Below are 21274 nucleotides of genomic sequence, written 5' to 3' on the forward strand. Positions count from 1 at the left end.
AGGACCGTAGGGAGGGCCTGGGGGAGCGCGGATCACCATGGTTGGTGATCCGGGTGGTGATCCGGGACCGGGCGGAACGCGGTGCGCGGCCGGAGCCGCCCGCGGGAGCGAGCTCGACGGTCCTGCGGGCCTACCGGTCGGCGACGGCGCTTCCGCGGCGGTCGTGACGCCGCGACACGAGGTCGAGCTCCTCGCCCCGGCGGACCGCCGCGCGACGGTTGGTCACGCCCAGCTTGGCGTAGATGTTCTTGGTGTGGGTCCGGACCGTGTTGATCGACACGAACAGCTCGCGGGCGATGTCCGGCCCGTCGAGGTCGCTGCCCAGCAACCGCAGGACGTCGACTTCGCGCGCGCTCAGCGGATCGACCAACGGCGCCGGGACCGGCGCGCGGTCCCCCCTCGTGTCCAGGGAGGTCAGGAGCCGCCGGGCACGGCCAGCGCCGGCGCCCTGTGCGGCGGCCGCCCGCAGCAGGAGGGCCATCGGGGCGCCCTCGTCGGTGAAGGCGCGGACGTGGCCCTGCGGCTCGGCCAGCGCCAGCGCGCGGCGCAGCGCCCGCAGCGCGGCGGACAGGTCGCCGCGCGCCTGCTCGGCGAGCGCCCGCACGACCAGCACGTCGAGGAGGCTGCCGGTCCGGCCGCCCTCCTCCGCTGCGCGCCGGAGCCGCTCCAGCAGCTGCACGGCTCCGGCGACCGACCGCTCGTCGCCCTCCGCCGCGGCACGGGCCACGAGCGCCCGGGCCAGGGTGAGGTGCTCGAACTCCCGCAGGTAGGTCGGGGCGTTCCCGCACGACAGCTCCCGCTCCTCCGCCCAGGCCAGCGCCTCGGCCCACCGGCCCTGCCGAGCGAGCACCCGCGCCCGCAGCGCCGGGACCGGCCGCACCTCGGGGAAGTAGTCCCCGGCGTAGCGGCGCTGCGCCTCGTCGAGGAGGGCGAGCGCCCCGTCGACGTCCCCGTCGGCCTCGCGGAGGCGGGCCAGGGCGACGCGCCAGCGGTAGGGGTTCTGCGGCAGGCCGGCGTGCTCGCCCAGCTCCCGACTCAGCACGAGGTGCCGGTGCGCGGCCTCGGTGTCGCCGCGTTCGGTGAGCACCCCGGCGATGCCGACGTGCATGTCCGCGGCGCCCCGGAGCACCGGACCGGTCGCCGGCGTCACCAGGTCCAGCGCCCGCTGGTAGGTGCTCAATGCCGCGCCGAGCCGCCCCTGTGCCAGCCGGATGTCGGCCAGCGCGAGGGCGCAGCCGGTCACGTCGGACAGGTGACCGGCCCTCTCCAGGCCGGCCGCCGCCTCGGCGTACCAACGGTGCCCCGCGTCCAGCTCCCCCCGCGTCCAGTACGCGAGGCCGAGCAGGCCGGCCGCCCCGCCGCGGCCGAGCTGGTCGTCGTCGGAGGCGAGGTCGAGGGCCCGCCGGGCATGCGCCTCGGTGCCGCCCACGTCGCCGGACAGCAGGGCCTGGCCCGCGCGGTAGAGGGCGATGGCACTGGGCAGCCGGCGGAACCCCGCCTCGTCCACGACCACCATCCCGTCGGCGGAGTCCGGGCGGTCCGGGCCGCCGTCCGCGGTCGGGGTCAGCCACCGTTCCGCGTCCCGCAGGCGCTCCTCGACGCCATCGACGTGGCCGCTGACCATGAGCGCTGCGGCGTACCCGACGCTGAGCACCGGCCGGACCCGGAGCACGTCGTCCGGCAGCGCCTCCAGCCAGCGGCGCATGGTGGCCTCCTGCCGGCCCCGCTGCAGCGCCGGCAGCGCCAGCTCCACCAGCTCCGCCGCGCGCGGAACGGCCCCGCCGGCCAGCGCGTGGTGGACGGCCTCGGCGCGGTCCCCGCTGCGCTCATACCACTCACCGGCCCGCCGGTGCAGCCCGGCGACGGCGTCCGGCTGCTCGTCCTGCAGGCGCACCTGGAGGACGTCGGCGAACAGGTGGTGGTAGCGGTACCAGCGGCGCCGGTCGTCGAGGGGGACCAGGAACAGGTTCCCGCGGTCGAGCGCCTCCAGCACGGTCTTACCGCCGGCGGTGCCGGTGACCGCGTCGCACAGCGGGCCGGTCAGCCGGGTCAGGATCGACGTCCGCAGGAGGAAGCTGCGGACCTGCTCGGGCTGGCGCTGCAGGACCTCCTCGACCAGGTAGTCGACGACGTAGCGGTCGTCTCCGGCGAAGCCGGCGATGAAGCCGGGAACGTCGTCGCGGCCCTGCATCGACAGCGCCGCCAGCTGCAGCGCGGCGATCCACCCCTCGGTGCGCTCGTCCAGGGCCGCGACCTCGTCGGCCGTCAGCCCCAGTCCCATCGCGACGGTGAGGTACTGCGCGGCCTCCTCCGGGGTGAAGCGCAGATCGGCGGCGCGCAGCTCGGTGAGCTCACCACGGGCACGCATCCGCGCCAACGGCAGCGCCGGGTCGGCGCGGCCGGCGATCACCAGGTGGAGCTGGGCGGGCTGGTGCTCCAGCAGGAACGACATCCCGTCCTGCACCCCGCGCGCCTCGATGACGTGGTAGTCGTCGAGCACCAGCACGATGTCGTCGGGGACGGCGGAGATCTCGTTGAGCAGAGTCGCGAGGACCGCGTCCAGGGACGACTGCGGCGACTGCAGGAGGGCCAGGGCGCCGGTCCCGACCTCGGGGACCGCGGTCTGCAGCGCGGTGATCAGGTACGTCCAGAACAGCGCCGGGTCGTTGTCCCGCTCGTCCAGCGACAGCCACGCCACCGACCGGCCCCCGGCCGGTTCGGCCGTGAGCCACTCCGTCAGCACCGTCGTCTTCCCGAACCCGGCCGGCGCCGAGACCAGCGTCAGCGCCGACTCCGTCCCGCGGTCCAGGCGCTCGCACAGCCGGGGGCGCGCGATCAGTCCGCGCCGTCGCCGTGGGCGGTGGAGCTTCGTCTCCAGCAGTGGCCCCACCGTGACCATCTCCCCTGAGCGGCCGGGGTCGCCTGCCGTGAACCCGGCGCGCCGCCGGCGAACCCGGTGGGCTCCCGGACACGCATGGTGTCAGCACGGCCGGCAGGTGTCGATGAACTCCGCCGTGTCGACTGCGCGGGGCCACCGGCGGGGGCGGCCGCGTCCGGCGCCTGCCGGCAGCGTCTCGCGAGCTGAGCCCACGAGGGGACGGCGGCCCGAGCCGGCGCCTCCTCGGTCGTGTCGACCCGCCCTGCCCGCTTCGCCGAGGTCCCGACGGCCTCGCGACGGCCGCCGGGGGTTCGGGGTCCGCCGCGTGGCCCATCGCATCGCCCCTCGAGCGCATCCGACCCCGGCACCTACGTGCCGCGCGGAAGTGGCGCAGGGGAGGTGTTGGCCCAGGGGAGGTGTTCAGGAGCCGGGCGGACGGCGGGTTGGTGGGAGCGGCCGCCGAGCCGTCCTGAGCGGCGCGCCGGCAGTCCGGTCACGTCTGGCCTCCGGGGTCCCTGCGGTGCCCGACGCAGGACGCCGCAGGCTCACCGGAGCGGCGCCGATCCGTCGCTCCTCCGGCGCCCGCCACCGTCGCCGCGGGGATGCGGGATCGGCGGTGGCGCGGCGCGGACGATGTCGATGCGAGCCCACACCGTCTTGCGATCCCCGGCAACGGGGTCACCGGCACCTCGACCGGGGGGCGTGGCGCACCGCGTTCGAGACCGGCTCCTCGAACGCCAGCACCAGTCGTTCCGACGCGTTCTCGTCGGCTCCCGACGGAGGGGCGCCGTCGTGCAGCGCGGCGCTCAGCTGCAGCCGGGCGGTGGTCAGCTCCACCGGCGTCGCCGGCCGCCACCGACCGACCGTGACCGCATCGGACCGCACGTCCGGCGGCGATCGCCGCGCGCAGCCGGACTCGGGCACAGGACCTCCTCCGCGATGCACGCCACCGCCTGCTGGGAGGCACTGTGGGCCGGGTCGGTACGCCAGACCAGGTGGGCGCCGTTGTGCCACGGATGGGCCGCCGGTGCTGACCGCACAGGTCCACTGCGGGTACCCGTCGACGCTGACACCGCCGGCCTCGCCGTGCCGGCCACCGGCCGGCCGCGGGAGGTCTGTCAGAGGCATCGGGCCGTCGCGGGGGCGCTGCCGACCCCGGCGGCGCTCAGGAGAGCGAATGTCCGGTACGACTGCGGGGCAGGCGCCGGAGCCGGCACCCGGGTCCACGCCTTCGCGGCCGTCGTACGCCGACCGCGGCGTCCCCGCACCGGTCGGGGCCTGCCGCGCCGTGTACGTGGGTGCTCCTCGTCGACCGGGACAGGTCGCCGGCGGCGGACCGGAGAGACGCCGACGGTCAGGCGGCGGGTGCGGTCGTGGGCTCGGGAGCCAACACGTGCCGGTCCAGGCACAACCGGCGCAGCGCCCGCTCCACGTCCGGGGCCGGCCGGTGCACGATCAGCCGCCGGTCGTGCCGTACCGCGCGGCGGTAGGCGGCGCCGAGCGCGCGGAGGCTTGCGGTGTCGACCGCGGTGACCGCCGCGAGGTCCAGGTGCCACTGCTGTGGGCCGGCGACCAACAGGGTGGTGACCGCCGCGGCGAGCAGGTGCGTGCTGCGGCGCCCGAGCCTGCCGGCCACGCTCAGGCGACCGGCGACCAGATCCACCTGCACGGCCAACGACGGCAGGCCGGCCTCATGCAGGCGAGTGCTGGTGTGCTGGAACGGCATGGATCCCCCCGGTCGGCGCAGGAGAACCGGGTGCCGCCTGCGGACGTCCGTGGCCAGTGCTCGGGCTGGGCGTACCGACGTCAGGATGGTGGCGCACAACACGGCAGTGGCAACTGGAGCGGGAAGCCGGGGTCCGCTTCCCTCGACGCGGACCCGGCCCCGCGGCACCTGATGGGGCCCGCCCCGGCACCGGTCGCCGGCTCCACACCCTGTCCCGCACCCACCGGCCCTCCGGTCGCCGCCCGTGCGGCTCACGGACGGATGTCCGGTACTCCCGTGCTCCCGGTGCCGTGGTGCGAGTGTCGGCGCGGCCCACGCCGATAGGCTCGGCACCCGTCCCGTGCCCGAGGGGCGTCGACCGATGGACCACCGGGGATCATGGTGAGGCAGCCCGCCACAGGCCCGACGGCGCCGGCGTGGCTGGTCACGGTCCTGGACCGGCTCCCCGCCGGGATGGCCGTCTTCGACGCCGACTGGACGCTGCGCTACGCGAACCCGGCCGCCGCGGGCCTGCTCGGCCGCCCCACCGAGCCGCTAGCCGGCCGCAACCTGTGGATCGCCCTGCCCGAGCTCGCCGGCACCGCACTGCACGGCTTCCTGCTCCACGCGCGCACCGCCGGGACCCCCACCACCTGGCGCGGCTTCTACGTGCCGACCGGCCGGTGGCTGTCGGTCACCGCCGAGCCGGTCGAGGACCTGCTGCAGCTCTCCATCCGGGAGGACGCCCACCAGCAGCCCCCCGCCTCCGCCGAGGGACGCGCCGGCGGTGATCCCGACGCGGCAGGCGACCTCGACGGCCCCGCCGACGCCGACCACACGCGGCTGCGGTTCCTCGCCGAGGTCTCCGAGACGCTGATCAACAGCCTGGACGTCGGGCAGGCGGCCGGCCGGCTCGCCGAGGTGGTCCTTCCGCGGCTGGGCGACTGGGCGGTCGTCGCGCTGCTCGGCGAGGACGGCGGCGAGGCCGAGGAGGCCTGGGCCCACCGGGACCCGAACCGGCGCGCGGACCTGGACACCTACATGCGCGGCCGGATCCGTGGCACCGGCGACGACGAGGCGATGGTCCAGGCTCTGCTGTCCGGCGAGCCGGTGCAGGTCACCACGATCGACCAGCAGCAGGTCGCCCCCTCCCTACCGACCGAGGCGGTGCGCGCGGCCTGGCGCCGACTGGACGTCACCTCGTGCACGATCGTGCCGCTGCGCGCCCGCGGCGACACCTTCGGCGCCCTGGCCCTGCTGGTCGCCGGCGACCGCCCGCCCCACACCGAACTGGAGATCGCCACCGCCGTCGAGGTGGCCCGCCGCGGCGCGCTCGCGCTGGACAACGCCCGCCTCTACCGCCGCCAGCAGCGGGTGGCCGAGACCCTGCAGCGCAGTCTGCTCTCCCCGCCGCCGCAGCCGGACCGCCTGCAGATCGCCGTCCGCTACCGGCCGGCCAGCAGCCATGCCCTGGTCGGCGGCGACTTCTACGACGCCTTCCTCCCACCCGACGGCGCGACCGTGCTGGTGATCGGCGACGTCGTCGGGCACAGCGTCGAGGCCACCGCCGCCATGTCCCAGCTGCGCAGCACCGTCCGCACGCTGGCCTACGACCATCCCGACAGTCCGGCGCACACCCTCACCCGGGTCGACCGGGTGCTCACCGGCCTGGGCTTCGGCACGCTGGCCACCGCGCTGCTCGCCCGGGTCGAGCAGCCGCCCGCGCAGGCCCGCGCCGGCCTGCGCACGCTGCGCTGGACCTCCGCCGGCCACCCGCCGCCGCTGCTGGCCCACCCCGTCGGCGCGGTGCGGGTGCTGCACCGCCCACCCGAGCGCCTCCTCGGCGCCGGTGAACCCGCCCCGCGCACCGACCACACCGTGACCCTGCGGCCGGGCGACACCGTGCTGCTGGTCACCGACGGCCTCGTCGAGCACGGGCACACCGGCATCGACGAGGGCCTCACCCGCCTCGCCGAGGCCCTCGCCGAGCTCCGCGGCCTGCCCCTCGAGCAGCTGTGCGACCGGCTGCTGGACCGCATCCTCACCGGTCGCGCCGACGACGACGTCGCCGTCCTCGCCGTCCGCTGCGACCCAGGAGCCCGGTAGCCCACCGGCCACGCTGGGCCCTCGGGCGCCCGTGGGGCGTGCGGGCGCTCGGCCGGTCAGCGGCGTCCGGTGTCCGGCAGACCCGGCCGGACTCGATGAAGGCGTCCAGGACCGACCGCTGCACGCGGACGTAGCTGCCCAGCTCGACGTGGTCGATCCGGCGCTCGGCGATGAGCCGGCGGATGAACGGCCTGTAGCGGTCCGGCAAGCCCCGGGGCGCCCCACTGAACCCCCAGTTGTCCCGGTCGTGCCGTGTCGTCGCGGCGCGGAGGCCCGTGGGGAGCCGCGACCTCGCCGGCGCGCCGGCCCTCGGGGCGTCGATGGGCCTGGGGCGCGGCCGCCCAGCGGTTGGCGGGCCGCGGTCACGGGCGCCGGCGCACCGTGCGGGCGCGTAGGCTCACCCGGACGCCCGGTGCAGCCCGGCGTCGGTGCTGCGTCACCCAGCGGCGTAGCGCATTGCGGAGCCCACCTAGGGGTTCGCCGCCGAGGTCGCCCCCGGTATCGATCGGACCGGAGGCCCGCGTGGCCCGCAGTGAGCAGCAACGATCCACGGATGCCGCCGAGGCGCTGGAGCACCTGGGCCGTGTGTCGCTGCGCGAACTGTCCATGGAGAGCCTGCTGCAGTCGATGGCCGACCTCACCAAGCGGGTCATGCCCGGCGACCCCGAGGCATCGGTCACGCTGATGATCGAGGACCAGCCGAGCACCGTCGTCGACACCGGGCCCCTGGCCCTCGGCCTCGACGAGGTCCAGTACGACCACGGGGCCGGGCCGTGCCTGCACGCCGCCCGCCGCGGCCTCCCGACCGAGGTCGGCGACACCCGCGCCGACACCCGGTGGCCGGACTACACGCGGTACGTCGCCGAACAGGGCGTCCTGAGCGTGCTGGCCGTTCCGCTGGTCCTCGCCGGAGAGGAGCAGGTCGCGGGATCGCTGAACATCTACGCCCGCATGCCGGACGCCTTCGACGAGGCCAGCCGGATGGTGGCCAGCGGGATCGCCCCGTATGCGGCGGTCGCGGCCGGCACCGTCCAGGCCTACCGCGCGGCTCGGGAGACGGCCGACAACCTGCAGAAGGCGCTGGAGTCCCGGGCGGTGATCGAGCAGGCCAAGGGGATCCTCATCGAGCGCCACAAGTTGACTCCTGACCAGGCCTTCGAAGCCCTGGTCACGGTGTCGATGAACAAGAACGTCAAGGTGCGCGACATCGCGGAGCACCTGGTCCTCACCGGCGAACTGCCCCTCGTCCGGACCGGACGGCGCCGAGCCGCTGACCAGGCGGTCGGGCAGCAGGCCCCATAGCCTCGACGCGCAGGCCCCCATGCAGCCGCGGCGGCCTCCCGGGAGGCTCGTCGCGGTCAGGTCCCGCCACTCGAAACCCAGGGTGGCGGGGCCGCCCTGCCCATCGAGGCGGGCCGGTGACGCTGAGCCGACCTCATCAGTCGGCGCGAGATCCGCAGGAACATGAGCGGTCTGGGACGAGGACGACGAGACCCACTACAGGCTGCTGGTCGATCCACGGACCGGCGAGCAGCGGCGGTTCGACAACCCGAGATCCGCACCGAGCAGTTCCTCTTCCTCGACTCGGTCGTCGGCTTCCTCGAGGACGAGCCGATCTGCCGCCGCGCCTGCCTGGCCATCCCCGCAGCGCCCGCGGGCGCGGCCGGCGTCGAGTGCTCGCAGACCTGTCGGTACGACGGGCGGGCGTACCGCTCGCCGACCGGGTTCCTGCCGTCGCCCGAGGCGCTGTGGCTGACCCGGCCGGTGCGCGCCTGGCGGCCGAACATCCCGGCGGGCTGGATGTCGACCTGCCCTGCCGGATCGGCACCACCCGCGGGGGTGCCGGAGTCCCCCAGCGGGTGGTACGTCGTGGTCGGCGACGACCTGGTGGACATGGAGGACAACGCCAGCATCTGCGGGGCGGAGTCGCTGTGGTGGACCGCCGTCGGCGACTGCGGCCACGGCCGGGGACGCCGCGAGGGCGCGACGACGCTGCGGGTGACGTACGACTTCGCCACCGGCTCGGTCACCACCGCCGAGCGGCCCGGTGTGCAGACCCCGCTGGCCCTCACCCGGGACCGCCAGGGCGTGTTCGGGACCGCCCTCGACGGCATCGACGCGGTGCTGCTGGCTCCCCAGCAGGCCACGTGCAGCGGGCCGCAGCCGTTGACCCGTCGGGCAGGGGACGGTCAGCCGGCGAGCAGCCGGCCGAGGTGCGCGCGCTCCTCGTCCCGGACCACGCCCGGCTCCTCGCCGACCAACCGCCAGGATGCGGTGGCGCCGTCCGGCCCGTGCGCTTCGCCGGCGAGCAGCGCCGCGCGGATCAGCGTCCGCACCCGGCCCTCCTCGGCAGGAGGTGCGGCGAAGAGGACGCGCAACCGCACGCGGTCCCCCTGCCGCTCGGCCGAGGTGTGGTGTGAGGCGAGGGGACAGGGGCCGTCGTGCGACCAGCCGCCGCACAGCGCGACGGTGATGGCTCCGCCGGGAGCGCGCTCGTCGCCGTCGGACCCCATCGCCAGGACGGCGTCGTGGGCGAACGGCGCGCGACCTCCGGTCACGGCGCTCAGCCTGGCGCCGTCGCCGGACGGTGTCCAGCTCGACTGGTCGATCGCCCCTGGCCCGGGTTCGATCGCAACGGTGCGACCCGGGCGGTGCAGGGGCGTCGCAGGTGCGTGCCGTGAGGCCGCTGCGGCGCCCGTCGGCACGCGTTCGCACGCCGGAACCCGACGGCACTCGATCCCCGGGGACCCCGGCAGCCGGCCGCCTGCGGGGTTGCGCTCGACTTCGCGTCCTCTCCCTGTGGGCCTCCGGGGCGGGGTCGAGCTGTTCCGGGTGCGGATGGGGCGGCTCCGCTCACCAGGGCTGACTCGAGACCGGGGTCGATGGCCACCCCTCCGCCGGTCTGCACGAACCGGCCGGGAGAGACATGACCAGCGAACGCACCACGGGGGAGACCTGTCCGTGCTGCGGTCTCACCGCGGCCGTCGGGTGGCTGGACGGGGTGCCGGTCGAGTTCGACTGCACGGCCGGGTGCACACCGGCCGATCAGGTCCTGACGCGGTTCCAGCAGCCGGCTGGTGGCTCGCCGCGGGGGAGTGCGGGACAGGCGCGACGCGGCGCTCGGGCTGAGTGCTCACGGCTCGTCCCAGCCGGGGACCGACCGCGCGGCACCGCGGACCCGGAGGTCCGCAGCCCTGCGATGGCCGTCGCCACCCGCCTCCTCGGGGCTCTGCGCGCTGACGCCGTCGGCGCTCGCGGTCCTGCGCGGCCACGCCTGCGTGGCCGGCCGGACCGCCGGCAGCGGTCACCGACCGGACGAGCCCAGGTACCGCACCTCCCTCCTCCGGGTACGTGGGGGCTGCGTCGTGAGTCGGGGCGGAGACCCTCAGCCGCCGTCCTCGGCCTGGGCCGCGGAACAGACCTGCGCGGCCCGGCGCAGGTGCCGGTCGGCGTCCTGCGCGAGCCGGTCTGCCCGCTCGTGCACACGTGGGGGGTCGGGCAGCCTGTCGGCGGCGAGGTGCATCAGTTCCGCGGTCGCGCGCTGTGCGGCGGCGACGCGGGCATGGCTGTCGGCGATGCGGCGCCGCAGCGCGGCCCGTGCTGCCCGCGTCTGCCGCGTCAGCTCCGCGAGGTCGTCCGCGCTTCGCACCCCCGCACCGTAGAACCGTCGGCCCCTGGCCGGGCGGTGCAGGCGGCCCGCGCGGCGTCCTGGTCCGTGGGCAGTCCGTGACACGGCCGCGTCGGACAGAGACCCGGGTCGGCGGCGACGATGCGCGGCGTCCCGCCGGCGGCCGCGGTCCCCGCGCGTGTGGAGAGCGCGCCGACGGTGTCCACCCGTCGATGGCCGGCGTCGTGGCCGAGGAAGGCGACCCGGGTGGACAGGACGCCGAGGGCGGCCGCGGTGGGCAGCTGCCACCAGGCCGCACCGATCAGCGCGAAGGCCACCCACACCGCGCCGAAGGCGGCCCAGGGCCGTCCGCCGGCCGCGCCGTGCGGACTCCACGGCTGCGCCGGTGGCCGGCCGGTCGGGGCCGCCCCGGCCCGGGCGGTCCACCGGTGGTGGCCCCGGCGGAGGAGGACGCCCTCCATCCGACCCGCGTGGTCGGACCCCGGGACCACCGGGCCCCGGGTGGGGGTCCGCCCGGTGCCGCGAGGTCAGTGCTTCTTGTCGGTGGTCAGTTGCTCCATCTGGGACCTGCTGTCGACCTTGGCCTTGCGCTCCGAGCGCTTCTCCTTGATCGACTTGCCGGACTTCTTCGACATGGACTGTCGCGGCGACTTGTCGGTCATGACCATCTCCTGTTCGGCGACCCCGGAGGGACGGCGTGGGGCTGCGGATGGGGCGTGCGCCGGCGCCCCGGACGGCGGACGGCGGGCGTCAGCGAGCCGGATGGCCGCCGTCGGTGTCCCAGGCCGCGGCCGCCCCGTCGTCGAGAGGGGCAGCGGCCGCTCGCGGAGGCGGTACCGGCAGGTCACCCGTGCCGAGACCGTCGAGCAGCGCGGTGGGTTCGTCCCGGTTGGCCCGGTCGGTGGCCGCGTCGAAGGCACGCTGCGCGACTCCCGCCGTCGTCGACGGGGGCACCACGAGGAGGTCCAACCGGGCGCGGCGCAGGTCGCCGGTGAGGTTCAGCAGGTGCCGGTCGATCTGGCGGAACCAGCCCAGGCGGACGGTCCTGCCACCGGTCTGCAGCCGCCGTGTCGTCGGCAGCCAGGAGTCGGGGTGGTAGGTCACGCGCGTGATCCGGACGCCCCGGCGATGGAGTTCCTCGAGGAGCGGGGGCAGCTCGGCGGTCAGGTCCGACGTGCGCGGCCACCACGCCCCGTCCAGCGTGGTCCGCGGAGCCGGCGGGTCGATCAGGGCCAGGCGGACGGCACCGGCCCCGGCGCGTCCGGGTGGCGCTGACGGGAACCGGGACGCCGCCTCCGCGGTGTCGACAGCCGGAGTCCGGGGACGCCGGGTCACCCGGATGGTCGTCACGACCGGACCACGGTCGGGTGGGGGGACGTCTGGAGCGTGGTGAGTCCCATGTGAGGGACCGCCGATCTCCCCCCGCCAGCGGAGGGGCTGGGCGCCGGAGTGGCGTCACCCAGGAAGCTACACCGCTCCGGCGACCCGAGCCGCGCCCGCTGCGGGGGAGCCGGCCGGCCCGCACGTCGGGCGGGGACGGGTGATCGCGGTCCCGCGAGCCGCCGGCGCCGGTCACCAGCGAAGCGGGTGTGTCCGGCGGGACTGCGCCGTGCGGCAGGCCCGGCAGTTGCCCCACGTGACGAGGGCCAGCGGCGTGGTGGGACCTCCGCACTCGGGGCAGTCGACGGACTCCGGCGAGCGGGCGCGGGCCTCGGTGATCTCGCGGGACCGTTCCTCGTGGATCGTCTCGTCGCCCCGGCAGGGGCACCCGAGGTGAGCCTCGGCGCAGCGTCCACGGTGTGTGGCGATGGTGCCCCCTCGTGTCGGCTCCGACGCTACTCGGCGGGTGCCGCCCGGCGTGGGCGCGGCCGTGCCGCATCGGCGAGCGTCGGCCCCGGTGGGAGGAGGTCGTCGACGGGCCGATGAGAGGAGACGCCGCACGCCCGTCCCCCGGACCACGAGTGCGGGATCCGCTCGCCGTCACCCACGGGCCGGGGCAGGAATCCCGTGGCGCGGAAGTGCGCGCGAGCGCGCATGCTGGCCGGCGCGGACGAGAGGAGCCGGCCCCCGCACCCCCCACCCGCGGCTGTGGGGTGCGCGTCCGGCTGGACCTCGTGACCCTCATCGGCGAGTTCCGCGTCGCGGTCGTCGCCTCGGCGCTGGAGCTGTCCGGTCCGGAGATGCTGCCCCAGCGGCCGGTCCGGCGTGTGCCCGGGTGCTCCCGATCGAGGACTCCGACATCAGCTTCTTCGCCGCCCGGCGGCTCTGCCGCTGGGCGCGAGCAGCCCCGCGGCGTCGATCGCCGAGCGGCCGCGGTCCACCGCGGGGAGGGGCCGTGCCCGTCCGCGCCGCCGAGGACCGTCCCCCGGCGGCGGACGAGGCCACCATCCGGTCTCGCCGGCCGGTGTTCTACGACGGGCCGGCGATCCGGACGCCGATCCGCGGGACCACCTCGCTGCCGCTGCAGGACGAGCTGCGCGGCATCGGGGCGCCGGACCTCTACTCGATCCCGTCGAACGACGTCACCGCGCTGAGCCTCGCGGACGCGCTGGGCACCAGCTCCGCGACCAACGGCTGCACAGGACCCCGCAGGTGGTTCCGGGTCTACTGCAGCGCGTCGAGGGCCGCTGCGTACTCGCGGCTGAGCCGCGCTCGGGTCTCGGCGTCGAGCAGCGCCAGACGATCCGGGGCGATGGTGGAGGCGATGTCGGCGAGCTTGACCGGAAGTGCCAGCGGATCGGCGCGGACCCGGGCGTAGTAGGTCACCCGCGCCTCGGGCGGGCGGTGGGTGAGGGCGTCGACGGCGGCGAGCACCGGGGCGCTGAAGCGGTGTGCGGCGAGATCGGCGAGAGAGACGCGGGTGTCCTCGACGATGTCGTGCAGGTAGGCGATGGTGCGCAGTACCGGATCGCTGCCGACGCGTCGGACCACATCGGCGACGTGCGCCGTGTAGTAGTCGTGTCCGGCCTGGTCGACCTGGCCGTGGTGTGCGTGCACGGCGAGCTCGCGTGCTCGCAGCATGGCCGCTTCAGCGGGAGTCACCGGCGCCCCTCCTCGCGGCGCCCGGGTCTCGGCTCGAGGGGAGGGGGCGGCACCGCGTACGGGGCACGGTTCACCTCGTTCGTGCCGTTGTCCAGAGGGTGCGAGCCAGGCCTCGCAGCTCCACGACCACGCCCGAGCCGGTGTGAGGAGGGCCGGGCTCCCTCGTTCGAGCGCTGGGCCAGGCCGCCCCGCTGCCGGTGGTCGAGGACTCTCGACGCGGCCCTGCGGCAGGCGGAGGGGGACGACACGGGGGCGCGGGCAGCCGCGGGCCTCGGGTGCCCGTGCGAGCAACCGCATGGGTGGGGTGGTCCGACAGGCGGCCGCACCGGGTCGACCGGTCCTGGCGGCCCGACGCGGGACCGGACCTCGGCACGGTCGGGCTCGGGCCCCCGCGGACGACGTCGTCCACCGAGGGCTCGTGCCACGCGACGCAGGACAGCCCGGCCCGCGCCGGAGGGCCGCTTCGGCACGGTGGAGTGGCAGCTCGCCGCGGTCGGGAGCGTTCTGACCGACGAGCCGCGCGTGCCCGGGAGCGGCTCGCCGTCCCGTTCCTGCGCCGGGGCCGACAGCGCCCGGGGCGGGCGGGTCGTGGTCGAGACAGCCGCACGGCGGACCTCGTCGCGCGGCTCCGTCCCCGTGTGGAGCGGGGGCGTGCAGGTCTCCCCGCGCTGCAGCGGCACCGGGCCCGCGAAGCCTGGTGGCGCCGCGCTGCGAGCCGGACGAGGCTGCATCTCACGCCGTCATGCGAAGGTGCCCACGATGCAGTCATCCCCGGCTGCGGTACGAGTGCTCGTGCTCGACGAGCAGGAGGTCGTCCGTCGCGGGGTGAGGCACGCCCTGGACGGCGCCGCGGGGATCACGGTGGTCGCCGAGGCCGCCTCGGCGGCCGAGGCGCTGGCGCGCGGGTCCGCGGTCCGGCCGGATGTCGCCGTGGTGGGCATGCGCCTGCCCGACGGCGACGGCGCGCACGCCTGTGCGTCGCTGCGGGGGGCGGTGCCCGGCCTGCGCTGCCTGGTGTTGAGCATGGACAGTGACCCGGACACGGTGGCCGCGGCCATGCAGGCCGGGGTCGCCGGGTACCTGGTCAAGCACGTGCGCGCCGCCGCGCTGGTGGCGGCGGTGCGGACGGTGGCGGCCGGCGGCACGGTCTTCGGTCGAGAGGTGACCGCCTCGATCGCCGGTGGCTCCCGAGGAGGAGCGCCCGAGCCGCTCGGTGGCCTCACCCTGCGGGAGCGGCAGATGCTGTGGCTGATCGGTGAGGGGCTCACCAACCGTCAGATCGGGGAGCGGCTGGGAGTGACCGAGAAGACGGTGAAGAACTACACCGGCCACCTGCTGAGCAAGCTGGGCATGCAGCGGCGCACCCAGGTCGCGATCCTCGCGACGCACCTGCGCGACCTCCTGGGGGAGGGGCCCGGTCCGTCCGCTGCGGCCGGCCTCCCGCCGCTGGGGTCGCGCGCCCCGCAACAGGGCCCGGCGGGGGATCCGACCGACTGAGCGGTTCCCGGGCCGGTCGACCGGCAGGTGGGCGCCACGGCCGGGCTACTGGGCGCCGTGCCGGTCGGTCGGCCGCGCTGCTCGCTGCGCACCGGATCCTCGGCCCCGTCTCACCCCCCAGGAACCGGCGGTCGACAAGGGTGTGGAACGGGCCGTGGTGGCCGACGAACCCCGCGAAGCCCCTGCTCGGGCCTGATCCGGAACGGACCAGGCCCCGAGGGTCGAGTACCACCGGCCGATCCCGGAGTCGTCGGTTCGACCCGATCGAGGGAGCACCACCGCAGGTCGGCGTCCCGCCCGGTCGGAGGCGAGGGGCGCAGCGACCCGGAGACGGCGCGCGGATCCCCGAGCAGGGGTCCCGTCGACGGCCGTGGCCGGTCCACGTCGGACGGGGTCGGCGCAGGCGCCGGAGCGCGGCCGGGCCGCGCCCTGGGGACGCGACCGCGGCCGGGCGGGCACCTGACCGACGCCCGGTCCGGACGACGGCGCCGCGCAGAGCGGTGACCACCGGGCGGAGACGCAGCTCTCCTGACGCGGCGGCTGAGCGCCCACCCCACGGGGGGACCGCCCTCCGGCACACTGCTCGGGCACCGGCGGAGGGGGTGCGATGGACAGGCCCGTGCTGATGGCGGTGGACGACGACCCGGCCACGCTGCGTCCGGTGCAGGAGGAGCTGACCAAGCGGTACGGCACCGACTACGACGTCCGCTGCCTCACCTCCGCGGAGGAGGCACTCGGCGACCTGGCGCGGGTGCGGGCGGCGGGCGGGGAGGTGGCGCTGGTCCTCGCCGACCAGTGGATGCCCGGGATGACCGGCATCGAGTTCCTCGACCGGGTGCGGGCGCTGCACCCGGCGGCGAAGCGGTCGGTCCTGATCACCTGGAACGACCGGTCGATCGCGCCCGTGCTGCCGGTGTCGGTGCTGCGGCAGATCGACTGGGTCACCAAGCCCTGGCAGCCCGGGGACGAGCACTTCCACCAGGCGGTCGGCCAGTTCCTGTACCAGTGGGCGCTGCCGAACCGTCCGCGGTTCCTGGCGGCCCGGGTGGTCGGGGAGCGCTGGGCGGCGCGGTCGCACGAGATCCGGGACCTGCTCAGCCGCAACAGCGTGGCCTACGGCTTCCTCGACGTGACCTCGGAGGAGGGCCGGGCGCTGCTGCGGGAGGTGGGCCGGCCGGCCGCCCGGCTGCCGGTGGTCGTCCTCTTCGACGGACGGGTCCTCGAGGACCCGTCCGGTGTGCAGATCGCCGACGCGCTCGGCGTCCGGACCCGGCCGGATGCGCGGCCCTACGACGTCACGGTCGTCGGCGCGGGCCCCGCGGGGCTGGCCGCGGCGGTCTACGGCGCCTCCGAGGGGCTGCGCACGGTCGTGCTGGAGACCGAGGCGATGGGGGGTCAGGCCGGCACCAGCTCGCTGATCCGCAACTACCTGGGCTTCCCCCGCGGCATCCCCGGCGCCGACCTGGCCCAGCGGGCCTACGAGCAGGCCTGGCTGCTGGGCGCGGAGTTCGTCTACGGACCGCGCGCGGTCGGCCTGGAGGCCTCGGGCGCCGGGCTCGTCGTCTCGCTGGGTGACGGCAGCACCGTCACCAGCCGCGCCGTCGTCCTCGCGACCGGGGTGACCTACCGGCGGCTCGGGATCCCGTCCCTCGACGCGCTCGTCGGGGCGGGGGTCTTCTACGGCGCCGCGGCTCCCGAGGCGCAGGCGATGGCGGGGGAGGAGGTGTACGTCGTCGGCGGGGCCAACTCGGCGGGTCAGGCCGCGCTGCACCTGGCCCGCTACGCCCGGCGGGTGACGCTCCTCGTGCGCGGCGCCTCGCTGGCCGCGACCATGTCCGACTACCTGGTCCGCGAGATCGAGGCGGCGGCCAACGTCGTCGTCCGCCACGGCGCCGAGGCGGTCGGCGGGGGCGGTGAGGGGCGGCTGACCCACCTGGTCGTGCGCGATCGCGGTGGCGGGGACACCGCGACGGTGCCGGCCGCGGGCCTGTTCGTGCTGATCGGCGCCGAGCCGCACACGCAGTGGCTGCCCGACGCGATCCACCGGGACGACGCGGGCTACGTCCTGACCGGAGCCGACCGGCGTGGCAGCTCCGCCGGTGGTGGGAGCCACGCGTTCGAGACCAGCGTGCCCGGCGTGTTCGCCGTCGGCGACGTCCGGCACGGGTCGGTCAAGCGGGTGGCCTCCGCCGTCGGTGAGGGCGCGATCGCCATCCGCATGGTCCACGACCACCTCGGCCGCGGGTGAGGGCCTCACCCGGGGTCGGCCTGCCGTCGACGTCTCGGAGGCCGGTGCGGTCGTGCGGCAGCCGGGGAGCCGCGCGCTAACCTCGGGAGGACCGGGTCCGGGAACCGGAGGTCCGGGATGCGCTTCGTGTTCAGTCCTCCCGCCGAGGCGGCGGCCGATCTGCTGACCCTGCCCTGGGACGTCCCGCTCTCGCAGTGGACCGACGACCGGATCGTCGAGATCCCGCAGCACGGGCGCTCCCGTCACGTCGTCCGGTTCGTGGCCGAGGCCGGAGGCGTGTTCGCGCTCAAGGAGCTGCCCGAGCGACCCGCTCGCCGCGAGTACGAGGTGCTGCGCCGGCTGCACGAGCTCGGCATCCCGGCGGTCGAGGTCGTCGGCGCCGTCGTCGACCGGCCCGGCGACCAGCAGGCGGTGCTCGTCACCCGCTTCCTGGACTACTCGTCGTCCTTCCTCGCGCTGTTCGCCAACCCCCGGGGCGCGCACCTGATCGACCGGGTGATGAACGCGCAGGTCGAGTTGCTGGTCCGACTGCACCTGGCCGGCATCGTGTGGGGCGACTGCTCCCTGGCCAACACCCTGTTCCGGTTCGATGCCGGGACGCTGGCCGCCTACCTCGTGGACGCCGAGACGGGGGAGGTGCACGAGCGGCTCACCCAGAGCCAGCGGGACCACGACACGGACGTCGCCTATGCGCGGGTGGTCAGCGAACTGACGGACCTGCGGGAGAGCGGCTCCCTGGCCGGGGACCTCGACCCGGCACTGGCGGCGGCCGACCTGGTGGCGCGGTACGAGCAGCTGTGGACCCAGCTGACCAGCGAGGAGGTGGTGTCGCGCGAGGAGCAGCAGCTCCGCGTCGCCGGGCGCATCCGCAGGCTCCAGGACCTGGGGTTCGACGTCGGCGAGGTGGAGCTCGTCGAGGACCCGGCCGGCGGGAGCCGGCTGCGCCTCACCACCCGCGTCGCCGAACCCGGGGACTGCCGGCGGGCGCTGTTCAGCCGGACCGGGCTGGACGTCCAGGAGAAGCAGGCACGCCGCCTCCTCGCCGACATCGTGAGCTACCGGGCCGCGCTCGAGCAGGTGGGAGGAGGCCCGGTCTCCGAGACCGCGGCCGCCATCCGCTGGCTGACCGAGAGCTACCAGCCGACGATCGCCGCCATCCCCGCGCACCTGCGCAGCCGGCTGGACACCGCCGAGGTCTTCCACGAGGTCCTCGAGCACCGGTGGTTCCTGTCCGAGGCGGCCGGCCGGGACGTCGGGATGCAGGCCGCGGTGCGGGACTACGTCGACCGGGTGCTGCCGGCAGTGCCCGGCGACCTGGTGACGCCGCCACCCCCGAGCGCCGACCCGGGACCTCGGGCCCCGACGAGCGACTCCGCGTAGGGCCGGTCCCACCGTCCTCCAGACCCGCGGTCGACGGCGCGGACCGGCGGCCGGAGGCCGGTGTCAGCCGTCAGTGAGGTCCCCGCTCCCCGTCCCGCGCCGTCCGGGGCTCCCGTCGCCCCGCGGATGCCATCTCCCGGTACACCCCGTGACCGCCGGTCACGCCTCGCCGGGGGAACGCGAGACCGGCAGGCGACCGCGACCACCGCAGACCTACGCTCTGGATTCCAGAACGGCAACGGACGCAAGGAGTACGGCCCCTGCGCCCCGCACGACCGCCGAGGCCTCGAGTGGACGCGTTCCACCTGGTGCGGGGCTCGGCTCCTCCCCGAGCAGAGGGTGACCGATGGACCAGGTGCCTTGGACCCAGCGACCGCTCCCGACCGTGCCCGACGTCGCCCTCGCGGTCTGGCGGCGGGAGCTGTGCACGCCCATGGACCTCACGGTGAGCCGGAACGATCTCCAGGCCACGGTGCGCACGGCGGGGCTGCGAGACCGCGCGCCGGTGGACGCCGACGAGCTGCTCCTGGTCTTCGAGGAGCTGACCTCCAACGGCCTGCGCCACGGGCGGCCGCCGGTGACCGTCTGCGTCGTGGCTGCGAGCGGCGGTTGGCTCGTCGACGTCACCGATGCCGCGGTCGAGTGTCCTCCGGTGCCGACCGTCGACCGTGACCCGGTCGACGGGGGGCTGGGCCTGCACCTCGTGGCCCGGCTGTGCCGCACGCACGGCTGGATGGTCGACGACGGCCGCAAGCACGTGTGGGCGTGCGTCGCCGCGGCCTGAGCCCGAGCGGGGATGGTGCTCGGCCGGCGGGGTGGTCGCTGTCGTCTCACGGGGTGTGGCGACGTGCGTCCGTCGCGCCGCGGGAGCGCGGGTGGCGACGTCGGCCGACGGGTCCCGCAGTGGGTGTCCGCCCGCAGCGCGAGGTGCATTGCCCCGGTCGTCCGGGCCTCCTACCGTGATCCGCAGTCAGCGCCAGACACGGTGATGACGGAGGCGGACCATGACCATCGCCCCGGCGCCCATCGTCAGTCGCCCGTATGCCCAGCCGCCGCCCGCCCGGGGGTCCCGGCTCAGCAACCTGCTGCGGACCACGGACCACAAGACGATCGGCCTGATGTACCTGGTCACGTCGTTCGCCTGGTTCATCGTGGGTGGCTTCATGGCCATGCTGATCCGCGGTGAGCTGGGCCGGCCCGGGCTGCAGTTCCTGTCGCCCGAGCAGTACAACCAGCTGTTCACGATGCACGGCACGATCATGCTGCTGTTCTTCGCGACGCCGCTGTTCTTCGCCTTCGGCAACCTGGTCATGCCGCTGCAGATCGGCTCGCCGGACGTCGCCTTCCCGCGGCTGAACGCCTTCTCGTACTGGCTGTTCCTGTTCGGCAGTGTCATCGCGGTCTCGGGCTTCTTCACCCCCACCGGCGCCGCGGACTTCGGCTGGTACGCCTACACCCCGCTGTCCGACGGCACGCACTCCCCGGGGATGGGGGGGAACCTGTGGATCGCGGGCCTGGCGGTCAGCGGTCTGGGCACCATCCTCGGGGCGGTCAACTTCACCACGACGATCGCCTGCCTGCGGGCGCCGGGCATGACCCTGTTCCGGATGCCGATCTTCACCTGGAACACGCTGGTCACCAGCGTCCTCGTGCTGTTCGCGTTCCCGATCCTCACCGCGGCGCTGTTCGCGCTGCTGGCCGACCGCCACCTCGGCGCCGTCGTCTACTCGGACGAGAACGGCGGCCCGATGCTGTGGCAGCACCTGTTCTGGTTCTTCGGCCACCCCGAGGTCTACATCATCGCGCTGCCGTTCTTCGGCATCATCACCGAGGTCATCCCGGTGTTCTCGCGCAAGCCGCTGTTCGGCTACAAGGGGATGGTCGGCGCGACGCTGCTCATCGGCGGGCTGTCGATCACGGTGTGGGCGCACCACATGTACGCCACCGGTGCGGTGCTGCTGCCGTTCTTCGCGTTCCTGACCTACCTCATCGCCGTGCCGACCGGCATCAAGTTCTTCAACTGGATCGGCACGATGTGGCGCGGCCAGCTGACGTTCGAGACACCGATGCTCTGGTCGATCGGCTTCCTGGTGACGTTCCTGCTGGGCGGGCTCACCGGGGTGCTGCTGGCCAGCCCGCCGCTGGACTGGCACGTCAACGACAGCTACTTCGTCGTCGCGCACTTCCACTACGTCGTCTTCGGCACCGTGGTGTTCGCGGCCAACGCCGGCATCGCGTTCTGGTTCCCCAAGCTGTGCGGCCGGATGATGGACGAGCGGCTGGGCAAGCTGCAGTTCTGGATGACCTTCATCGGCTTCCACGGCACGTTCCTGGTCCAGCACTGGCTGGGCACCGAGGGCATGCCGCGCCGGTACGTCGACTACCTGCCCACCGACGGGTTCACCGCGCTGAACACCGTCTCGACGATCTTCTCCTTCGTCCTCGGCGCCTCCATCATCCCGTTCCTCTACAACGTGACGAAGTCGTGGCGGTACGGCCGGCCCGCGCTGCGCGACGACCCCTGGGGGTACGGCAACTCGCTGGAGTGGGCGACGTCCTCGCCGCCGCCGCGGCACAACTTCACCGAGATCCCGCGGATCCGCTCCGAGCGCCCGGCGTTCGAGGCGCACTACCCGCACCTGGTGGAGCGGCTGCACGCCGAGGCGCACGTCGGCAAGCGGCGCGAGCCCTACGGCGGGGTCAGCGAGCTGGTCGAGGGCACCGGCCCGCGTCAGGGTCCCAACGACCCCGACTTCACCTGACCCGCCGGCCCGGACGGCGCGCCGGTCC

14 protein-coding genes are annotated in these 21274 nt (G+C 75.2%); 7 read left to right on the forward strand and 7 right to left on the reverse strand.

Annotation, left to right across the window (positions count from 1 at the left end):
• Positions 1-130: 130 nt before the first annotated feature.
• The 3 genes from ACI8AR_RS16660 to ACI8AR_RS16670 all read right to left on the reverse strand — a co-directional run bounded on the left by ACI8AR_RS16660 (position 131) and on the right by ACI8AR_RS16670 (position 4604).
• A complete protein-coding gene (locus tag ACI8AR_RS16660) occupies positions 131-2890 on the reverse strand; it encodes a LuxR C-terminal-related transcriptional regulator (protein WP_457052010.1) in 2760 nt (919 codons plus the stop codon).
• Positions 2891-3556: 666 nt separating this feature from the next.
• Positions 3557-3715: a hypothetical protein gene (locus tag ACI8AR_RS16665; RefSeq protein WP_457052011.1), complete on the reverse strand. Its 159-nt coding sequence runs from the start codon at positions 3713-3715 to the stop codon at positions 3557-3559.
• Between the two features lie 517 nt (positions 3716-4232).
• Positions 4233-4604 carry an STAS domain-containing protein gene (locus ACI8AR_RS16670; protein ID WP_457052012.1) on the reverse strand — a complete coding sequence of 124 codons (372 nt, stop codon included), beginning with the start codon at positions 4602-4604 and terminating at the stop codon, positions 4233-4235.
• A 378-nt stretch (positions 4605-4982) separates the two neighbouring features.
• Between ACI8AR_RS16670 and ACI8AR_RS16675 the strand changes: the two genes are divergently transcribed.
• Together ACI8AR_RS16675 and ACI8AR_RS16680 are read left to right on the forward strand one after the other, a co-directional pair.
• The gene (locus ACI8AR_RS16675; protein WP_457052013.1) at positions 4983-6689 is read left to right on the forward strand and encodes a SpoIIE family protein phosphatase; all 1707 of its coding nucleotides are present in this window, start codon (positions 4983-4985) and stop codon (positions 6687-6689) included.
• Between the two features lie 522 nt (positions 6690-7211).
• Positions 7212-7991 carry an ANTAR domain-containing protein gene (locus ACI8AR_RS16680; RefSeq protein WP_457052014.1) on the forward strand — a complete coding sequence of 260 codons (780 nt, stop codon included), beginning with the start codon at positions 7212-7214 and terminating at the stop codon, positions 7989-7991.
• A gap of 887 nt (positions 7992-8878) precedes the next feature.
• Here ACI8AR_RS16680 and ACI8AR_RS16685 read toward each other — a convergent pair.
• From ACI8AR_RS16685 to ACI8AR_RS16700, 4 genes are all read right to left on the reverse strand, one after another.
• The gene (locus tag ACI8AR_RS16685) at positions 8879-9247 is read right to left on the reverse strand and encodes a hypothetical protein (protein WP_457052015.1); all 369 of its coding nucleotides are present in this window, start codon (positions 9245-9247) and stop codon (positions 8879-8881) included.
• An 827-nt stretch (positions 9248-10074) separates the two neighbouring features.
• A complete protein-coding gene (locus tag ACI8AR_RS16690; protein ID WP_457052016.1) occupies positions 10075-10338 on the reverse strand; it encodes a hypothetical protein in 264 nt (87 codons plus the stop codon).
• A gap of 729 nt (positions 10339-11067) precedes the next feature.
• Entirely contained in the window at positions 11068-11667 is a 600-nt protein-coding gene (locus ACI8AR_RS16695) for a DUF5994 family protein (protein ID WP_457052017.1), read from the reverse strand.
• A 1254-nt stretch (positions 11668-12921) separates the two neighbouring features.
• Positions 12922-13359, reverse strand: coding sequence for a hypothetical protein (locus tag ACI8AR_RS16700; protein ID WP_457052018.1), 438 nt, complete (start codon positions 13357-13359; stop codon positions 12922-12924).
• A gap of 759 nt (positions 13360-14118) precedes the next feature.
• Between ACI8AR_RS16700 and ACI8AR_RS16705 the strand changes: the two genes are divergently transcribed.
• From ACI8AR_RS16705 to ctaD, 5 genes are all read left to right on the forward strand, one after another.
• On the forward strand, positions 14119-14856 hold the full coding sequence (locus ACI8AR_RS16705) for a response regulator transcription factor (protein WP_457052019.1): 738 nt from the start codon (positions 14119-14121) through the stop codon (positions 14854-14856).
• Between the two features lie 607 nt (positions 14857-15463).
• Positions 15464-17104, forward strand: coding sequence for an FAD-dependent oxidoreductase (locus tag ACI8AR_RS16710; protein WP_457052020.1), 1641 nt, complete (start codon positions 15464-15466; stop codon positions 17102-17104).
• A gap of 117 nt (positions 17105-17221) precedes the next feature.
• A complete protein-coding gene (locus ACI8AR_RS16715) occupies positions 17222-18484 on the forward strand; it encodes a DUF4032 domain-containing protein (RefSeq protein WP_457052021.1) in 1263 nt (420 codons plus the stop codon).
• A gap of 346 nt (positions 18485-18830) precedes the next feature.
• Positions 18831-19268: an ATP-binding protein gene (locus ACI8AR_RS16720; RefSeq protein ID WP_456928483.1), complete on the forward strand. Its 438-nt coding sequence runs from the start codon at positions 18831-18833 to the stop codon at positions 19266-19268.
• A gap of 220 nt (positions 19269-19488) precedes the next feature.
• Complete coding sequence (gene ctaD / locus ACI8AR_RS16725; RefSeq protein ID WP_457052022.1) at positions 19489-21246, forward strand: aa3-type cytochrome oxidase subunit I; 1758 nt, start codon at positions 19489-19491, stop codon at positions 21244-21246.
• Positions 21247-21274: the final 28 nt, after the last annotated feature.

It is taken from the genome of Geodermatophilus sp. SYSU D01036 (assembly GCF_054050435.1).

What these genes read in the sequence shown, in the direction of transcription:
- ACI8AR_RS16705 (WP_457052019.1), top strand. Translation starts at nt 14,119, where the DNA reads ATGCAGTCATCCCCGGCTGCGGTACGAGTGCTCGTGCTCGACGAGCAG.
- ACI8AR_RS16670 (WP_457052012.1), bottom strand. Translation starts at nt 4,604, where the DNA reads ATGCCGTTCCAGCACACCAGCACTCGCCTGCATGAGGCCGGCCTGCCG.
- ACI8AR_RS16715 (WP_457052021.1), top strand. Translation starts at nt 17,222, where the DNA reads ATGCGCTTCGTGTTCAGTCCTCCCGCCGAGGCGGCGGCCGATCTGCTG.
- ACI8AR_RS16710 (WP_457052020.1), top strand. Translation starts at nt 15,464, where the DNA reads ATGGACAGGCCCGTGCTGATGGCGGTGGACGACGACCCGGCCACGCTG.
- ACI8AR_RS16720 (WP_456928483.1), top strand. Translation starts at nt 18,831, where the DNA reads ATGGACCAGGTGCCTTGGACCCAGCGACCGCTCCCGACCGTGCCCGAC.
- ctaD (WP_457052022.1), top strand. Translation starts at nt 19,489, where the DNA reads ATGACCATCGCCCCGGCGCCCATCGTCAGTCGCCCGTATGCCCAGCCG.
- ACI8AR_RS16675 (WP_457052013.1), top strand. Translation starts at nt 4,983, where the DNA reads ATGGTGAGGCAGCCCGCCACAGGCCCGACGGCGCCGGCGTGGCTGGTC.